Genomic DNA, 14,792 nt, shown 5'->3' with positions numbered 1-14,792 from the left:
GCAACAGCAGCCCTTAAGGGCTGCTGTTTTTGTTTTGCGTTTCGATAAATCGCAGCAGCGAAGGGGCATCAAGCGGCCGCGAATACCACCATCCCTGACCATAACTCTGCGGAAAGTGCGTACGCAAATAGGTTATTTGCGACGTCTCTTCCAGCCCCTCAAATACCACTTTTTGCGACATCGACTTCAGCAGCAGCATTAAGTTTATCAGCAGCGTTTTATTCAGCGAGTGGGTGGATATCGAATCGCTAATGCTTTTATCTATTTTTATCTCATCGACCGGTAATTGCGACAGCCAGGAGATATTTGAATAGCCGGTACCAAAATCATCGAGCGCGATAACAAATCCCGCTTGCTTAAAGCGGGTAATGGCGCTGGACATACTTTCCAGATTCGCTCCCTGACGTTCCGTGATCTCAAGAATCACCCGCCCGGGCGTTAAGCTGTGCTGGCGGGTCTGCTCAATAAGAAAGGGCAAATAATCGGCAGAAAAGAGGTCGGCAAGGCTTACGTTGATACTGAGCGTAAAAGGGTAGCGCTGCATTAGCGCCTGCATTTCGGCAAGGGCTTTCGTCGTCACGTAGCGGGTTATTTGCGGCATGATGCCTGCCTCTTCCGCGAGCGGAATGAAAACCTCCGGAGAGATAGCGCCCATATCGTCATCGTCCCAGCGCAGGAGCGCTTCCACGCCGGTTAGCCTTGCGGACTGAATCTCACAGATCGGCTGGTAAACCACGCGCAATTTTTCCTGCGCCAGTGCCCGCTGCAACCGCGCGGGAAGAGAGGTTTTTTTGCTGCGCCAGAAATGCCAGCACAGCGAGACAAGCGTGCCGGTGAGCAGGGCGATAAAAAAGACAAAGCCAATAATAACCGCGGATTCATTAAAGAAGCCGGTAGCGCGCGCGCCGGCGACCGCGCAAAGATCAAACTGCGGGCTACACCTTTTTCTGACAATATAATCCCAGCGGCTTTTGCCGTTGATAGCCTGTTGTAACTCTTCTGTGTTCCTGCCCACAGTGAAATAGCGTTCGTCGCCTGACTTATTCACCGCCAGCGCGCTGAACCAGGCCGTCTCAGGCTCACTTTCAAAACGGCGGAAAGCAAAAGGGGAGAGAAAAATGATAAGGTCGCGGCGGCGCAGCGCCGTGGCTTCTACCCCGTTCGCCACCGGCAGCTGCAAAAAAGCGGCGCCAGCGATATGTTTCGCCTGTTCGCCTTCCTGCCTGAGGGATAACGGAGAATCAAGTCGTCCCCATAAAACGGAGCAGGTTAGCGCGTCGTTATTAACCCGGCCAATATCTTTAATTAATTGATAATTCCAGAGCAGCGAACGCAAGTGGCTGATATCAGCCGCGCTGCAAGGCGGCGCGGCGGGTTCATGGGCATTTTCCTGGGCGATGCTTTGGGCTTGTTGCAGCAGATAAACGCTACGCTCAAGCACGGTAGCGCTGAATGTTTCAACTCTCGCTTCACTCAGGCGCCAGGCGATAGTCTGGGCAGCCAGCAACAGTAAAACCAGGCTGGTTAAAATGGCCAGCAGCGTTACCAGCAGGTGGCTGAGAGTCAGGTTAATCCGGCGAGACATGAAGCATATCATCCTGAAGCGCTGTGCGACGGGCATAAAACATTAGCACTATAGCGATTGAAAGGAGGGCTGCAATTATTTATGCAGGTTATTAAACAAGTGTCAGGGCGTTAGTTGAAAATTCGCGCTATTAAGGTTGAAGTGTTAATGGGGCTTAAATAATTAATAAAGCACTGCTTCATTAAAAAATAAAAGCCAGCGATATCGCTGGCTTCTCTGTTAGCTGTAGGCTTCGCTCGATTGTTTATGAAACAGTTCGCGAAAGACGGGGTAAATATCTTCCTGATCGCGAATATGTTGCATGGCGAAATTCTCGAAATTCGCCTGTAAATGTTCATATTCGCGCCACAGCGTCTGGTGCGCCCGACGGGTAATTTCGATGTAACTGTAGTAACGCACCACCGGCAGAATTTTCTTCGCCAGAATTTCGTGACACAGCGGCGAGTCGTCTGCCCAGTTGTCGCCATCTGAAGCCTGCGCGGCGTAAATATTCCACTGCGCCGGATCGTAACGCTCTTTAACGACTTCATCCATGAGCTTCAGGGCGCTGGAAACAATCGTGCCGCCGGTCTCCTGCGAGTAGAAGAATTCATGCTCATCCACCTCTTTCGCCTGGGTATGGTGGCGAATATAGACCACTTCCACGTTCTTATAAGTCCGGCTCAGGAAGAGATAGAGCAGGATATAAAAGCGCTTGGCCATATCTTTAGTGGCCTGGTCCATCGAGCCGGAAACGTCCATCAGGCAAAACATCACTGCCTGGCTTGAAGGTTCCGGTCGTTTTTCATAATTCTTGTAGCGTAAATCAAAGGTGTCGATAAACGGCACCCGCTCGATTTTCGCCCGCAGTTCAGCAATCTCTTTACGCAGCCGCTCTTCTTCCAGCAACTGAGCCGGTTCGCTCTTCGCAACCTGGTCAAGGTTCTCTTCCAGCTCGCGCAGCTCGCGCCGTTTGCCCGCAGTCATGGCGGTGCGTCGCGCCAGCGAGTTTTGCAGCGAACGCACAACGCTGATATTCGCCGGCACGCCGTTTGAGGTAAAACCCGCGCGGTGCGTTTTGTACTCATTAAGCTGGCGGTGCTGGTTTTTCTTCAGGTTCGGCAAGGCGAGATCTTCAAACAGCAGGTCCAGATATTCATCTTTCGAAATTTGAAAGACAAACTCATCCTGGCCTTCGCCGTCGGGGCTTGCCTGGCCTTGTCCGCTACCCGAGCCGCCGCCCCCGCCTTGCGGGCGTTCCACGCGGTCGTTTTGCACAAAGTGATCGTTACCGGGATGAACGCGATGACGCAGGCCGCCGCGCCCCTGGTGAAACATCGGTTCGCTGATATCTTCCGTAGGAATGGAGACGGACTCGCCGCTCTCCACGTCGGTTACCGAACGCTTGTTGATGGCCTCGGAAATCGACTGCTTGATTTGCGCTTTATAACGACGCAAGAAGCGCTGGCGGTTCACCATGCTCTTGTTTTTGCCGTTAAGTCGCCGGTCAATGAAATAGGCCATATCTCCCCCAGACTGCATATATGCCAGCGCAGCAAAGCCGCAGGTCGCACCTGCGGCAGATGTCAGACGGCTGTGGTTATGACGATTTACGTACGCGCAGATACCATTCGCACAGCAGGCGCACCTGCTTACGCGTATAGCCTTTCTCCATCATACGATCGACAAAATCGTCATGTTTTTTCTGCTCGTCGGTCGAGGTTTTGGCATTGAACGAAATGACCGGCAGCAGTTCCTCGGTATTCGAGAACATTTTCTTCTCGATAACCGTGCGCAGCTTCTCGTAGCTGGTCCAGTTCGGGTTGCGACCGCTATTATTCGCCCGGGCGCGTAACACGAAGTTGACGATTTCGTTGCGGAAATCTTTCGGGTTGCTGATGCCCGCCGGTTTTTCAATTTTTTCCAGTTCCGCGTTCAGGGATTCACGGTCAAACAGCTGGCCGGTATCCGGGTCGCGGTACTCCTGATCCTGGATCCAGAAATCCGCATAGGTGACATAACGGTCGAAAATGTTCTGCCCGTATTCGGAATAGGATTCCAGATAAGCCGTCTGGATCTCTTTGCCGATAAACTCGGCGTATTTCGGGATCAGATAGCCTTTTAAGTATTCCAGGTAACGCTCCGCCAGCTCCTGCGGGAACTGTTCGCGTTCAATTTGCTGCTCAAGCACATAAAAGAGATGCACCGGGTTGGCGGCGACCTCGGTGTGATCGAAGTTAAAAACGCGCGAAAGGATTTTAAAAGCAAAACGGGTAGAGAGGCCGTTCATGCCTTCATCGACGCCCGCGTAATCCCGATATTCCTGGTAGGATTTCGCTTTCGGGTCGGTGTCTTTCAGGCTTTCGCCATCATAGACGCGCATTTTTGAGTACATGCTGGAGTTTTCCGGCTCTTTCAGGCGCGAAAGGATCGAGAAACGGGCCAGCGTTTCCAGCGTGCCAGGCGCGCACGGCGCATGGGTTAACTCGCTGTGATTAAGCAGTTTTTCGTAAATTTTGATCTCTTCCGAGATACGCAGGCAATAAGGCACTTTGACAATGTAAACACGGTCAAGAAACGCCTCATTGTTTTTGTTATTACGGAACTGAACCCATTCCGATTCGTTGGAGTGCGCCAGGATAATGCCGTTGAACGGCAGGGCGGAAATGCCTTCGGTGCCGTTGTAGTTGCCTTCCTGGGTTGCTGTCAGCAGCGGGTGCAGCACCTTGATAGGCGCTTTAAACATCTCGACAAATTCCATGATGCCCTGGTTGGCGCGGCAAAGCGCGCCCGAGTAACCATAGGCGTCCGGGTCGTTCTGGGCGTGGTTTTCCAGTTTGCGGATATCCACTTTCCCTACCAGCGCAGAGATGTCCTGGTTGTTTTCATCGCCAGGTTCGGTTTTGGCGATAGCAATTTGTTCAAGAATAGACGGCCAGACCTTCACCACGCGGAATTTAGTGATATCGCCGCCAAATTCGTGCAGCCGCTTCGCCGCCCAGGGCGACATAATGGTGCCGAGATAGCGACGCGGAATGGCATACTCTTTTTCAAGAATTTGCGCATCTTCCTGCGGGTTAAACAGGCACAGCGGGTGATCGTTAACCGGACTGCGTTCGCCGTTAGCGCTCAGAACATAAATCGGCACGCGCTGCATCAGCGCTTTCAGACGCTCCGCCAGTGACGATTTGCCGCCGCCCACCGGGCCGAGCAAATAAAGGATCTGTTTCTTCTCTTCAAGCCCCTGAGCGGCATGTTTCAGGTAAGAAACAATTTGCTCAATGGCGTCTTCCATGCCGTAAAACTCCTCAAACGCCGGATATCTTGCGATAACCCGGTTCGAAAAGAGACGGGACAGCCGTGGTTCCTGGGCAGTATCCACCATCACTGGCTCACCGATGGCCATCAATAGCCGTTCTGCCGCGTTGGCATAAGCACTGCGATCTTGCCGGCAAACGGTAAGAAACTCCTGCAGTGTGAACTCTTCGTCCTTGGCAGCTTCATAACGCTGGCGATAGTGATCGAATATATTCATGGCATGCCGTCCTTTCGTTTTAGCACAGGTTAAAGAGCCGTTCATATGAATAGTGGAGGCTCCCGGAAGACGTATTCTGAGTACAGCAACCCTTATGCCAACTGGTGCGTTCTTTACGCGTTGCACTGTGCTACTGCGATCAGGTTAATGCACCTTCTTAAGGTAAAGCGTAGATGGCATTTATAAAATTTGCCTGGCGCTTTACGCGAATTTCAAATACATATCAATAACTCATCCTTAGCATTTCATTATCAACTTAAGCGGCAAAGCGCTGATTCATCAACGGGTCATAAAACTGCAAGTCATTTGTCATGCCGTTTTGTAAACCTGACGGGTTAAGTAGCGATGTAAAGAATGATGAAAAATTTTGGGATGAGAGGGTTGCGCGGTTACACTTCACTTCGCTGATTATTTGATGAAAGGACGTAATGGATTGTGAGCAAATTCAAATTTCTGGCATTAGGCGTTTTACTCGCTTCGACAGTAACCGCCGTTCATGCGGAAGATCGGTTTAGCCTCGGCGCTGGCGTTGCCGTTGTTGAAAACCCCTATAAGCAGTATGACAATGATTTCTGGCCTGTGCCGGTTGTCAATTATGAGGGTGACAATTTCTGGTTCCGTGGTCTGGGCGCAGGCTACTATTTATGGAACGACCAGACCGATAAGCTTTCTGTTATGGCCTATTATCTGCCGCAATATTTTAAGCCGGGAGATAGCGATAACAGACAGCTTCGCCGTCTGGATAAACGTAAATCCACCATGATGGCGGGCTTCTCTTATACCCACTTCACGCAATATGGTTTCCTGCGCACCTCGCTTGCGGGCGATACGCTGGACAACAACAACGGCATCCTGTGGGATATCGCCTGGCTTTATCGTTATACCAACGGCGGCCTGACCTTAACGCCGGGCATCGGCGCCGAATGGAACAGCGATAACATGAACGAGTACTACTATGGCGTAAGCCGTAAAGAGTCTCGCCGCAGCGGCCTTGACGATTACGATCCGGAAGATGGCTGGAACCCCTATGTCGAGCTGACCGCCAGCTATCAGCTAACAGACAGCTGGACAGTATACGGCACCGGGCGCTATACCCATCTTAGCGATGAAATCAAAGACAGCCCGATGGTTGATAAATCCTGGTCTGGTCTGCTGTCAGCCGGTGTAACTTATACCTTCTGATAGTAAGTCGTGCATACATTGCTTGATAACGGGGCGTTCGCGCTCCGTTTGCATTTCCGCGGTGCAATTTACCGGCAGAATGACGGAGGATGTCATGGCAAAAAAAGAGGTGATTTTTCCTGAAGCGCTGGCCCTGCCCGCTATCGGCCAGGGAACCTGGTACATGGGAGAGAAAGCAGGTCAGCAGAAAAGCGAGGCGGATGCGCTGCGCGCGGGCATCGATCTCGGCCTGACGCTTATCGATACCGCCGAGATGTACGCCGAAGGCGGCGCTGAAAGGGTGGTGGGGGAGGCGATTCGCGGTCAGCGCGATAACGTTTTCCTCGTATCTAAAGTCTATCCCTGGAACGCAGGCGGTGCGAAAGCGATTGCCGCCTGTGAGGCAAGCCTGAAGCGCCTTGGCACAGATTACCTCGACCTTTACCTGCTGCACTGGCGCGGCGATATCCCGCTGGAAGAGACAGTCGGGGTAATGCAGACGCTCATGCAGCAGGGGAAAATCCGCCGCTGGGGCGTTTCAAACCTTGATTATGCCGATATGCAGGAACTCTGGCGCATCGGCGGCGGTCGCGAGTGCGTTACCGATCAGGTGCTTTATCATCTTGCTTCTCGCGGAATAGAACATGACCTGCTGCCCTGGTGTCAGCAACATCAGGTGCCCGTCATGGCTTATTGCCCGCTGGCGCAGGCAGGAAGATTGCGTGATGGATTAATGCGCGATCCGGTCGTTAATGATATCGCGCAGGCGCGCTCCATTACCGTGGCGCAACTGTTGCTGGCCTGGGTTATCAGTCATCAGGGCGTGCTGGCCATTCCTAAAGCCAGTAGCGTCGCGCATGTAAAAGAAAATGCGGCGGCGCTGGAAATAACATTAAGTGATGACGAACTGGCGCGGCTGGATCGGGCTTTTCCGGCGCCGAAAGGAAAGACGCGGCTGGATGTCGTCTGAGCGAATCCCCCCGCCAGCAGGCGAGGGGGAACACGCTTACCCTTTTTTCACAACGCGCAGCGTCTGCGACAGACGTGAAGGTTTCTCTTCGCTTGTTTTTTGCGGCGCTGTGACGCAGGCGGTTTCCACACAAACGAACGTTTTATAGCCGTCATCCGGAACGTCCGCCATGCTGACGGAGAGCGCTGGCCCTGGGTTCCAGCCGACTACGTTGCTGTGATGATGGTGAACGACCTCGATGCAGCGTTTGAGCCCGGCGTCGTGAATCAGACTGCACGCCTCGGCGTTCAGGTAAACGCGGTCGGTGCGATCCGGGAAAGTCTGTACGCCATCGCTGAGCTTGCCCTGCTCGCCGCCGTTCACTTTATCAATAAAGGTGTCGCCAAGTCCGCTGACTTTAACCTGGCTGATATCGCCTACGTTGAAATAGGTGTGCAGCGCGGAAGTGGTTTCAAAATCGCCGTGCGCTTCCAGTTCCATTTCACAGGTTTTGCCGATTTTAAAACGCGCGTAGAGCGTAAATTCGTGCGGCCAGTACTGGCGGCTGGCTTCGCTGCTGTGTAGTTCGAACGTCAGCACGACGCCATTCTCATCTTCGTTATGCGCGCTTAAGGTCCATGGCAGGTTGCGGGCGAAGCCGTGCGACGGTAATTCTTTCTGCGCCGCCGGGCCAAACCACGGCCAGCAAATCGGCACGCCGCCGCGCAGCGCTACGCCATTTTTAAACGGCGTAATGTCGCTCAGCCACAACACTTCTTCTTCCCCGGCCGGTTTCCATGAGAGCAGATGCGCGCCCTGCAAGGCGAAGGAAGCGCGAACCTGCGGATGGTCAACAACAATTACTTCCAGCTCATCCTGCTGGCGGCGGGAAAGGACAGGCGTAATCTGTTCAACTACCGGTAGCGCAAAAATCTTATTAATCATTTCGGGCAATCCTCTGTCTCGAAGCCATAAAAAAGGGCGACCGAAGTCGCCCTTAGGATCAGATTCTCATCTCGTCTTATTTGGAGATGTGAGCGATCAGGTCCAGAACTTTGTTGGAGTAGCCGGTTTCGTTGTCGTACCAGGAAACCAGTTTCACGAAGTTGTCGTTCAGTGCGATACCCGCTTTAGCATCGAACACGGAAGTGCATACTTCGCCGTTGAAGTCGGTGGATACCACGTCATCTTCGGTGTAACCCAGAACGCCTTTCATTTCGCCTTCAGCGGCTTTCTTGATTGCGTCTTTGATCTGCTCGTAGGTCGCTGCTTTTTCCAGACGAACGGTCAGGTCAACAACGGATACGTTCGGAGTCGGAACGCGGAACGCCATACCGGTCAGTTTGCCGTTCAGTTCCGGCAGAACTTTACCTACTGCTTTCGCTGCGCCAGTAGAAGACGGGATGATGTTCTGAGCCGCGCCACGGCCGCCGCGCCAGTCTTTGTGAGACGGGCCATCAACGGTTTTCTGAGTAGCGGTGGTCGCGTGAACGGTGGTCATCAGACCTTCGATGATGCCGAAGTTGTCGTTGATAACTTTAGCCAGCGGAGCCAGGCAGTTGGTGGTGCAGGAGGCGTTGGAAACGATGTCCTGGCCTGCGTATTTGTCAAAGTTGGCACCACGTACGAACATCGGGGTGTTGTCTTTGGACGGGCCAGTCATAACCACTTTTTTAGCGCCAGCGGTGATATGCTTACGAGCGGTTTCGTCGGTCAGGAAGATACCGGTTGCTTCAGCGACTACGTCAACCCCCACTTCATCCCATTTCAGGTTAGCCGGGTCTTTTTCAGCGGTAACGCGGATTTTTTTACCGTTAACGATCAGGTGGCCGTCCTGCACTTCAACGGTACCGTCGAAACGGCCGTGAGTGGAGTCATACTTCAGCATGTAAGCCATGTATTCAGCGTCTAACAGGTCGTTGATCGCAACGATCTCAACGTCAGAACGTTTCTGAGCAGCACGGAAAACAATGCGACCGATACGGCCAAAACCGTTGATACCTACTTTGATAGTCATATATTCCACCAGCTATTTGTTAGTGAATAAAAGGTTGGTTGTAAAATTACAAAAACCTTACGCAGCGTCAAGCGGAATCGTGTCAATCATTGCGACAAATCAATCCTGTGCACAACCTTTGCTCGACTGACTCGCTCACTATTCCTTTTGGGCTACAACCCCACATGGGGACGTTGCGGTGAATTTTAAAGGCCCATAAAACCAAAAACGTGAACACCATCACATTTAGCCCCTGGGCTTTCTTTCAGCGCTAAGTTTAGTCTAAAAGATGACACGCCACTGTTAATGTTTTGTTAGAATCTGCCAGATAATGTGACTGCTTAACCTGCCCCGAGATGTAAATTATGGCTAATCAAAACTCCCCGGACGACCTCAAGAAAAACCTGACGGAAATGCAGTTTTACGTCACCCAGAACCACGGCACCGAGCCGCCGTTTACCGGGCGTCTGCTGCATAACAAGCGGGAAGGCGTTTACCACTGCCTGGTGTGCGATGCGCCGCTGTTTAACTCGCAATCTAAATATGATTCAGGCTGCGGCTGGCCGAGCTTTTACGAGCCGGTAAGCGAAAACGCCATCCGTTATCTTAATGATTACTCGCATGGTATGCAGCGTATCGAAATTCGCTGCGGCAGCTGCGATGCGCATCTGGGCCACGTTTTTCCGGACGGCCCGCAGCCGACAGGCGAACGTTATTGCGTTAACTCCGCCTCGCTGAGCTTCTCCGACGATGACGGCAGCGAACAAATCAAAGGCTGAAGAATCGATTCAGCAAATTATTCCAGGAGCCTTGCTTTTATGAACCTTGATGACCTTATCAGCAGCATGACGCCGGAAGTCTATCAGCGTCTCGCCACGGCGGTGGAATTAGGGAAATGGCCGGATGGGGTGGCGCTGACGCCGGAGCAAAAAGAGAACAGCCTGCAACTGGTGATGATGTGGCAAATGCGCAATAACACGGCGCCCCAGCACATGACCATTGGCACGGACGGCGCTATCGTGACAAAGAGCAAACAGCAGCTCAAAGAGGAATTCGGCATCGTGCCGCCGCCCATCGCGAAGCTAAAACCTGACTAAGCTGAAAAAGCTGAACTTTATGCTGAACGCAAAAAGCCCTCTGCAAAGAGGGCTTTTTATTGGGCGGCATTCAAACCGGAAGCTCAGCGTCTCACGCCTGCGTTTCGCGCCAGTCGTCCAGCGTATAGAGCGTTGCGCCTTCCGTCGCCAGTTCCATAAACGCGCGGGCGCTGTCCTGCGGTTGCAGGTTCACGCCGCGACAGCCATCGGTGATAACGTTCACCTCATAGCCAAGCTTCAGCGCGTCCAGCGTGGTGAATTTTACGCAGTAGTCGGTAGCAAGCCCCATGACAATAAGCTCGCTGACGCCGCGTTCCCGCAGCCAGTCGTCCAGCGCCGTTTTCTGACGATGACCGTTATCAAAGAAGGCGCTGTAGCTGTCGATGGCAGAGTTCTCGCCTTTGTAAAATACCGCTTCAATCGCTTTTTGATTCAGCAGCGGATGCAGCTGCGCCCCTTCGGTATTTTGCACGCAATGGACAGGCCACCAGGTTTGCGGCAGGCCATCAAGCATGCCCTGAGTAAACGGCTCTGTGCCCTGCACCGACGCAAAGCTGCCGTGATTCGCCGGATGCCAGTCCAGGCTCGCCACCACCGGAATGCTGCGCGCTTTACACCATTCGATAAGCGCATTCGCCACATCCACCGTACTGTCGCCTTCCGGCACCGAAAGCGCGCCGCCGGCGCAAAAATCGTTTTGCAAATCGACCAGCAGCAGGGCGCGTAAAGTCATGGAGGTCTCCTTATCATTCGTCCGGGGTGAGTTCGCCGCGCAGGTTGCGCATCATCGCTTCGCGGATTTCCTGGGCTTCCAGCCCCTGGCTTAGCAAGTAATGGAGTTTAGTCAGCGTCGCTTCTACTGTCATATCGAAGCCGCTGATAACGCCCGCATGCGCCAGCGCGTTGCCGGTGGCGTAACCGCCCATATTGACCTTGCCTGACATGCATTGCGTGAGGTTAACCACCACAATGCCGCGCGCGCAGGCTTCGCGCAGCTCATTGAGAAAATCGCCGTGTTGAGGCGCGTTGCCGACGCCATAGGAGCGCAGGATAAGCGCCCGCACGGGCTGGCGAAGGAAGTTGCGCACTACATCAGCGGAAATGCCCGGGTAGATAGTCACCACGCCGATAGGTTGCGGCGTAATCGGGTGCACCTGCAATTCGCCGCGCCCGTGCGGGGCGGGAGGCGTATTAAGACGACGAATATGGATGCCCGCTTCCAGCAGCGGCGCCAGGTTAGGCGAGGCGAAAGCATCGAAACCGTCGGCATGGGCTTTAGTGGTGCGGTTGCCGCGATAAAGGCGATTATTGAAAAAGAGCGTTACCTCGTTGATCGGGTAATTCGCCGCGACGTAAAGCGAGTTCAGGAGGTTAGTCTGGCCGTCAGAACGCAACTCCGCGAGCGGGATTTGCGAGCCGGTCACGATAACCGGTTTGCTGAGGTTCTCCAGCATGAAAGAGAGGGCTGACGCGGTAAACGCCATGGTGTCGGTGCCGTGAAGGATGACAAAGCCGTCGTAGTCGTCATAGTGGGCCTTGATATCTTCGGCGATATGTTGCCAGTCCTGCGGCGTCATATCGGAGGAGTCCATCAGCGGGGCATATTCATGGATAGTGAAATCCGGCATTTCGGGGCGGTGAAACTCCGGCATTTGCGAAAGCTGGTGCTGCAAATGACCGGAAACCGGAATGTAACCCTGTTCAGAGCGTTGCATACCGATGGTGCCGCCGGTATAGGCAACGTAAATCGATTTCTTTTGCATGGGATCGCTTAGGTTGTGCATAAACAGGCGCAGTATAGTGGCGCGGGGCAAAAAAAACAGCCCGGCAAAAGCCGGGCCGGGGAGAGATTAACGTACGTTGCCGCAGGTCAGACAGAAGGCATAACGGTTTTGCGGGTCGTTGAACGCGGCCAGCTTATCGCTTTGCGCTTTCACCGTTTTGGCCGCCTCGCTAAGAGACGCCGGCAAGTAAGCCTGCAACGCCTGGGGCAGCATCGCCTGCACTGAACCGCTTACGCCGCTTATCACCATATCCATAAAGGTCGGCTCGTCCTGATAATAATCGACGTGCCAGCTTTTCAGTTTCGCCAGCTCCGCCGCTTTCGCCACGGCGTCGTCAAAGTCGCCAAGGCTGTCTACCAGGCCGTTGTTTTTCGCATCCTGTCCGGTCCAGACGTGGCCCTGCGCTATTTCGTCAATCTGCTGCGGCGTTTTGCTGCGCGACTGCGCCACCAGATTGATAAAGCGCTGATACCCATTTTCAATGGTGAGCTGCATCATCTGCTGCACTTCCGGCGGCAACGCTTTCGTCACGGAAACATCCGCCAGCGGCGACGTAGCCACGCCATCGGTATGCACGCCGATCGAATCCAGGCTATTTTCCACGGTGTTGATCACGCCGAAGATGCCGATGGAGCCTGTCAGGGTGCTGGGGTTAGCCACAATGTAGTTCGCAGGGGTCGAAATCCAGTAACCGCCGGAGGCCGCCATACCGCCCATTGAAACCACCACCGGTTTGCCGGCTGCTTTCGCTGCCGCCAGCTCCGAGCGAATGACTTCAGACGCGGTCACGCTGCCGCCCGGGCTGTTAACCCGCAGCACAATCGCTTTGACCTGCGGGTCAAGGCGCGCGTCGCGGATCTGCGAGGCGGTGGTGTCGCCGCCCACGTTACCCTGCGTCTCTTCGCCATCCATAATCGCCCCGTTGGCGAAAATCACGGCCACGGACGCGCCTTGCTGGGCCGGTTTGTTTACCGGGTAGTCATAGAGGCTCACTGCGCTGAAGTCTTTATCTTTCTTGCTCCAGCCAAACTGTTTCACCAGCGCTTTTTCTACCTCTGCGCTGGAGGCGAGCGCATCCACCAGCTTATTGTCGAGCGCATATTTCGCCGTATCGCCGCCCACTTTTTGCAGCCCGGCCAGCAGCCCCTGAGCGCCAGGGAAGACTTGCGAGGCGGGGATCTGCCGGTTAGCCGCGAGCGTATTAAGGTAGTTTTGCCACAGCTCGCCAATCCAGCGGCTGTCCGCTTCGCGCGCCTGCGGCGACATGTCGTCGCGAATAAACGGCTCGACGGCGGATTTATACGTGCCAACGCGGAAAACGTGGGTGCTTACCTTAAGCTTGTCGAGCAGCGACTTATAGTACAGCCCGTTAGTGGCGAAGCCGTGCAAGTCCACTTCACCTTGCGGCGACAGCCAGATTTTATTGGCGAAGCTTGCAAGATAGTACTGACCCTGGGTGTAGCTTTCGCCCACCGCCAGCACCGGCTTGCCGCTGTCGCGGAATTCGCGCAGCGCTTTACCGATATATTGCATTGAGGGTTGATCGGCGCCGGCGAAATCTTTCAGATCCAGCACGATGCCTGTAATGTTGCGGTCGTTTTTCGCCTGGCGAATGGCGGCCACAATATCAAACAGCGAATTCTCCTGAAGCCTGTCGGAGTTGGCGCCGAAGAGCTGGCGGCCCAGCGCGCCAAGCTTGTTGTTAACGGAGGGTTTATCCACCACCACCCCGGTAATATCGAGCAGCAAAGCGCCGCGTCCCGGCTGCGACGACTCGCCGCCGCCAAGCTGCATCCAGATGCCGACGCCCACCAGAATGAGCAAAATAAAGAACAGGTTAAGCACCAGTTCGCGGATAAAATTCAGCAGACGCCATGTCCACTTAAAAAAACCGGCAATAATTCGCCACAGGGTGCGCATGTCCTCTCCCTAATCGTGTGAACGGGGGTATCCCGTAAACCGCCCGCATCAGACGCGGGTGCGCTCAAAGTGTAAATAGAGGCTGGCGGCTTGTCAGCAGGAAAGAGGGGCGATGCTGTAACAAAAAAGAGTGCTGTGTTAATTTTGTAAACAAAATGCATAACAGGAGAGACCTGATGGACGCACTTGAACTGCTCGTTAACCGCCGTAGCGCTTCCCGGCTGGCCGAACCTGCGCCAGCGGGCGAGGCGCTGGAAAATATCCTGCGCGCAGCGATGCGCGCCCCCGATCACGGCACCCTGCAACCCTGGCGTTTCTTCATTATTGAAGGCGAAGGGCGCGAGCGCTTCAGCCAGCTGCTGGAAAAAGCGGCGCGGGAAGCGGGACAGGATGAAAAAGCGCTTGAGAAAGCGCGCAACGCGCCGTTTCGCGCGCCGATGATTATCACCGTAGTCGCGCACTGTGAAGCGCACCCGAAAGTGCCGCAGTGGGAGCAGGTGGCTTCTGCGAGCTGCGCGGTTATGGCGATGCAGATGGCGGCGCTGGCCCAGGGGTTTAACGGTATCTGGCGCAGCGGCGCATTAACGGAAAGCCCGCAGGTTCGCGAGGCATTCGAATGCCGCGAGCAGGATCAGATCGTCGGTTTCCTCTACCTCGGCACACCGCAGCTGAAAGCGTCTACCACCATCACCGTGCCCGATACCGCGCCTTTTGTCCGTTATTTCTGATAAAAGCGCCTTTGGCTGTCTGGATAGTGAGCAAAAGCGGCGCAATTCAGACAGCCGT

Annotated in this window: 13 protein-coding genes; 5 read left to right on the top strand and 8 right to left on the bottom strand. The window is 54.3% G+C overall.

Features of this window, described 5'->3' with window-relative positions; translation table 11 throughout:
* Positions 1–13: 13 nt before the first annotated feature.
* From DW56_RS18615 to yeaG, 3 genes are all read right to left on the bottom strand, one after another.
* Positions 14–1,585, bottom strand: a complete 1,572-nt coding sequence (locus DW56_RS18615) for an EAL domain-containing protein (RefSeq protein ID WP_051179316.1) — start codon at positions 1,583–1,585, stop codon at positions 14–16.
* Positions 1,586–1,804: 219 nt separating this feature from the next.
* The gene (locus DW56_RS18610) at positions 1,805–3,106 is read right to left on the bottom strand and encodes a YeaH/YhbH family protein (protein WP_071789720.1); all 1,302 of its coding nucleotides are present in this window, start codon (positions 3,104–3,106) and stop codon (positions 1,805–1,807) included.
* Positions 3,107–3,164: 58 nt separating this feature from the next.
* On the bottom strand, positions 3,165–5,099 hold the full coding sequence (yeaG, locus tag DW56_RS18605; RefSeq protein ID WP_024551799.1) for a protein kinase YeaG: 1,935 nt from the start codon (positions 5,097–5,099) through the stop codon (positions 3,165–3,167).
* 435 nt (positions 5,100–5,534) lie between these two features.
* Between yeaG and DW56_RS18600 the strand changes: the two genes are divergently transcribed.
* Together DW56_RS18600 and DW56_RS18595 are read left to right on the top strand one after the other, a co-directional pair.
* Positions 5,535–6,281 (top strand): MipA/OmpV family protein, encoded by a 747-nt coding sequence (locus DW56_RS18600; RefSeq protein ID WP_024551800.1) that lies wholly within the window; start codon positions 5,535–5,537, stop codon positions 6,279–6,281.
* A 94-nt stretch (positions 6,282–6,375) separates the two neighbouring features.
* Entirely contained in the window at positions 6,376–7,230 is an 855-nt protein-coding gene (locus DW56_RS18595; protein ID WP_024551801.1) for an aldo/keto reductase, read from the top strand.
* 36 nt (positions 7,231–7,266) lie between these two features.
* Here the strand turns inward: DW56_RS18595 and DW56_RS18590 are convergent, their stop codons facing one another.
* Both DW56_RS18590 and gapA read right to left on the bottom strand, forming a co-directional pair.
* The gene (locus DW56_RS18590) at positions 7,267–8,154 is read right to left on the bottom strand and encodes a D-hexose-6-phosphate mutarotase (RefSeq protein ID WP_024551802.1); all 888 of its coding nucleotides are present in this window, start codon (positions 8,152–8,154) and stop codon (positions 7,267–7,269) included.
* A gap of 76 nt (positions 8,155–8,230) precedes the next feature.
* Positions 8,231–9,226: a glyceraldehyde-3-phosphate dehydrogenase gene (gapA, locus tag DW56_RS18585; RefSeq protein WP_024551803.1), complete on the bottom strand. Its 996-nt coding sequence runs from the start codon at positions 9,224–9,226 to the stop codon at positions 8,231–8,233.
* A gap of 344 nt (positions 9,227–9,570) precedes the next feature.
* Here gapA and msrB point away from each other — a divergent pair, with 344 nt between their 5' ends.
* Both msrB and DW56_RS18575 read left to right on the top strand, forming a co-directional pair.
* Complete coding sequence (gene msrB / locus DW56_RS18580; RefSeq protein WP_024551804.1) at positions 9,571–9,984, top strand: peptide-methionine (R)-S-oxide reductase MsrB; 414 nt, start codon at positions 9,571–9,573, stop codon at positions 9,982–9,984.
* 39 nt (positions 9,985–10,023) lie between these two features.
* A complete protein-coding gene (locus DW56_RS18575; RefSeq protein WP_024551805.1) occupies positions 10,024–10,302 on the top strand; it encodes a YeaC family protein in 279 nt (92 codons plus the stop codon).
* 91 nt (positions 10,303–10,393) lie between these two features.
* Here DW56_RS18575 and pncA read toward each other — a convergent pair whose 3' ends face one another.
* The 3 genes from pncA to sppA form a co-directional block, all read right to left on the bottom strand.
* Positions 10,394–11,035: a bifunctional nicotinamidase/pyrazinamidase gene (gene pncA, locus DW56_RS18570; protein WP_024551806.1), complete on the bottom strand. Its 642-nt coding sequence runs from the start codon at positions 11,033–11,035 to the stop codon at positions 10,394–10,396.
* Between the two features lie 13 nt (positions 11,036–11,048).
* On the bottom strand, positions 11,049–12,065 hold the full coding sequence (ansA, locus tag DW56_RS18565) for an asparaginase (protein WP_024551807.1): 1,017 nt from the start codon (positions 12,063–12,065) through the stop codon (positions 11,049–11,051).
* 87 nt (positions 12,066–12,152) lie between these two features.
* Positions 12,153–14,006 carry a signal peptide peptidase SppA gene (gene sppA / locus DW56_RS18560; protein WP_024551808.1) on the bottom strand — a complete coding sequence of 618 codons (1,854 nt, stop codon included), beginning with the start codon at positions 14,004–14,006 and terminating at the stop codon, positions 12,153–12,155.
* A gap of 176 nt (positions 14,007–14,182) precedes the next feature.
* Between sppA and DW56_RS18555 the strand changes: the two genes are divergently transcribed.
* Positions 14,183–14,734, top strand: coding sequence for an NAD(P)H nitroreductase (locus DW56_RS18555; RefSeq protein WP_024551809.1), 552 nt, complete (start codon positions 14,183–14,185; stop codon positions 14,732–14,734).
* Positions 14,735–14,792 lie beyond the last annotated feature (58 nt).

Origin of the sequence: Franconibacter helveticus LMG 23732, from assembly GCF_000463115.2 — a bacterium.
Taxonomy (GTDB): Bacteria; Pseudomonadota; Gammaproteobacteria; order Enterobacterales; family Enterobacteriaceae; genus Franconibacter; species Franconibacter helveticus.
Note: the sequence above shows the minus strand (reverse complement) of the source record. Positions and strands in the feature narration are given on the sequence as shown.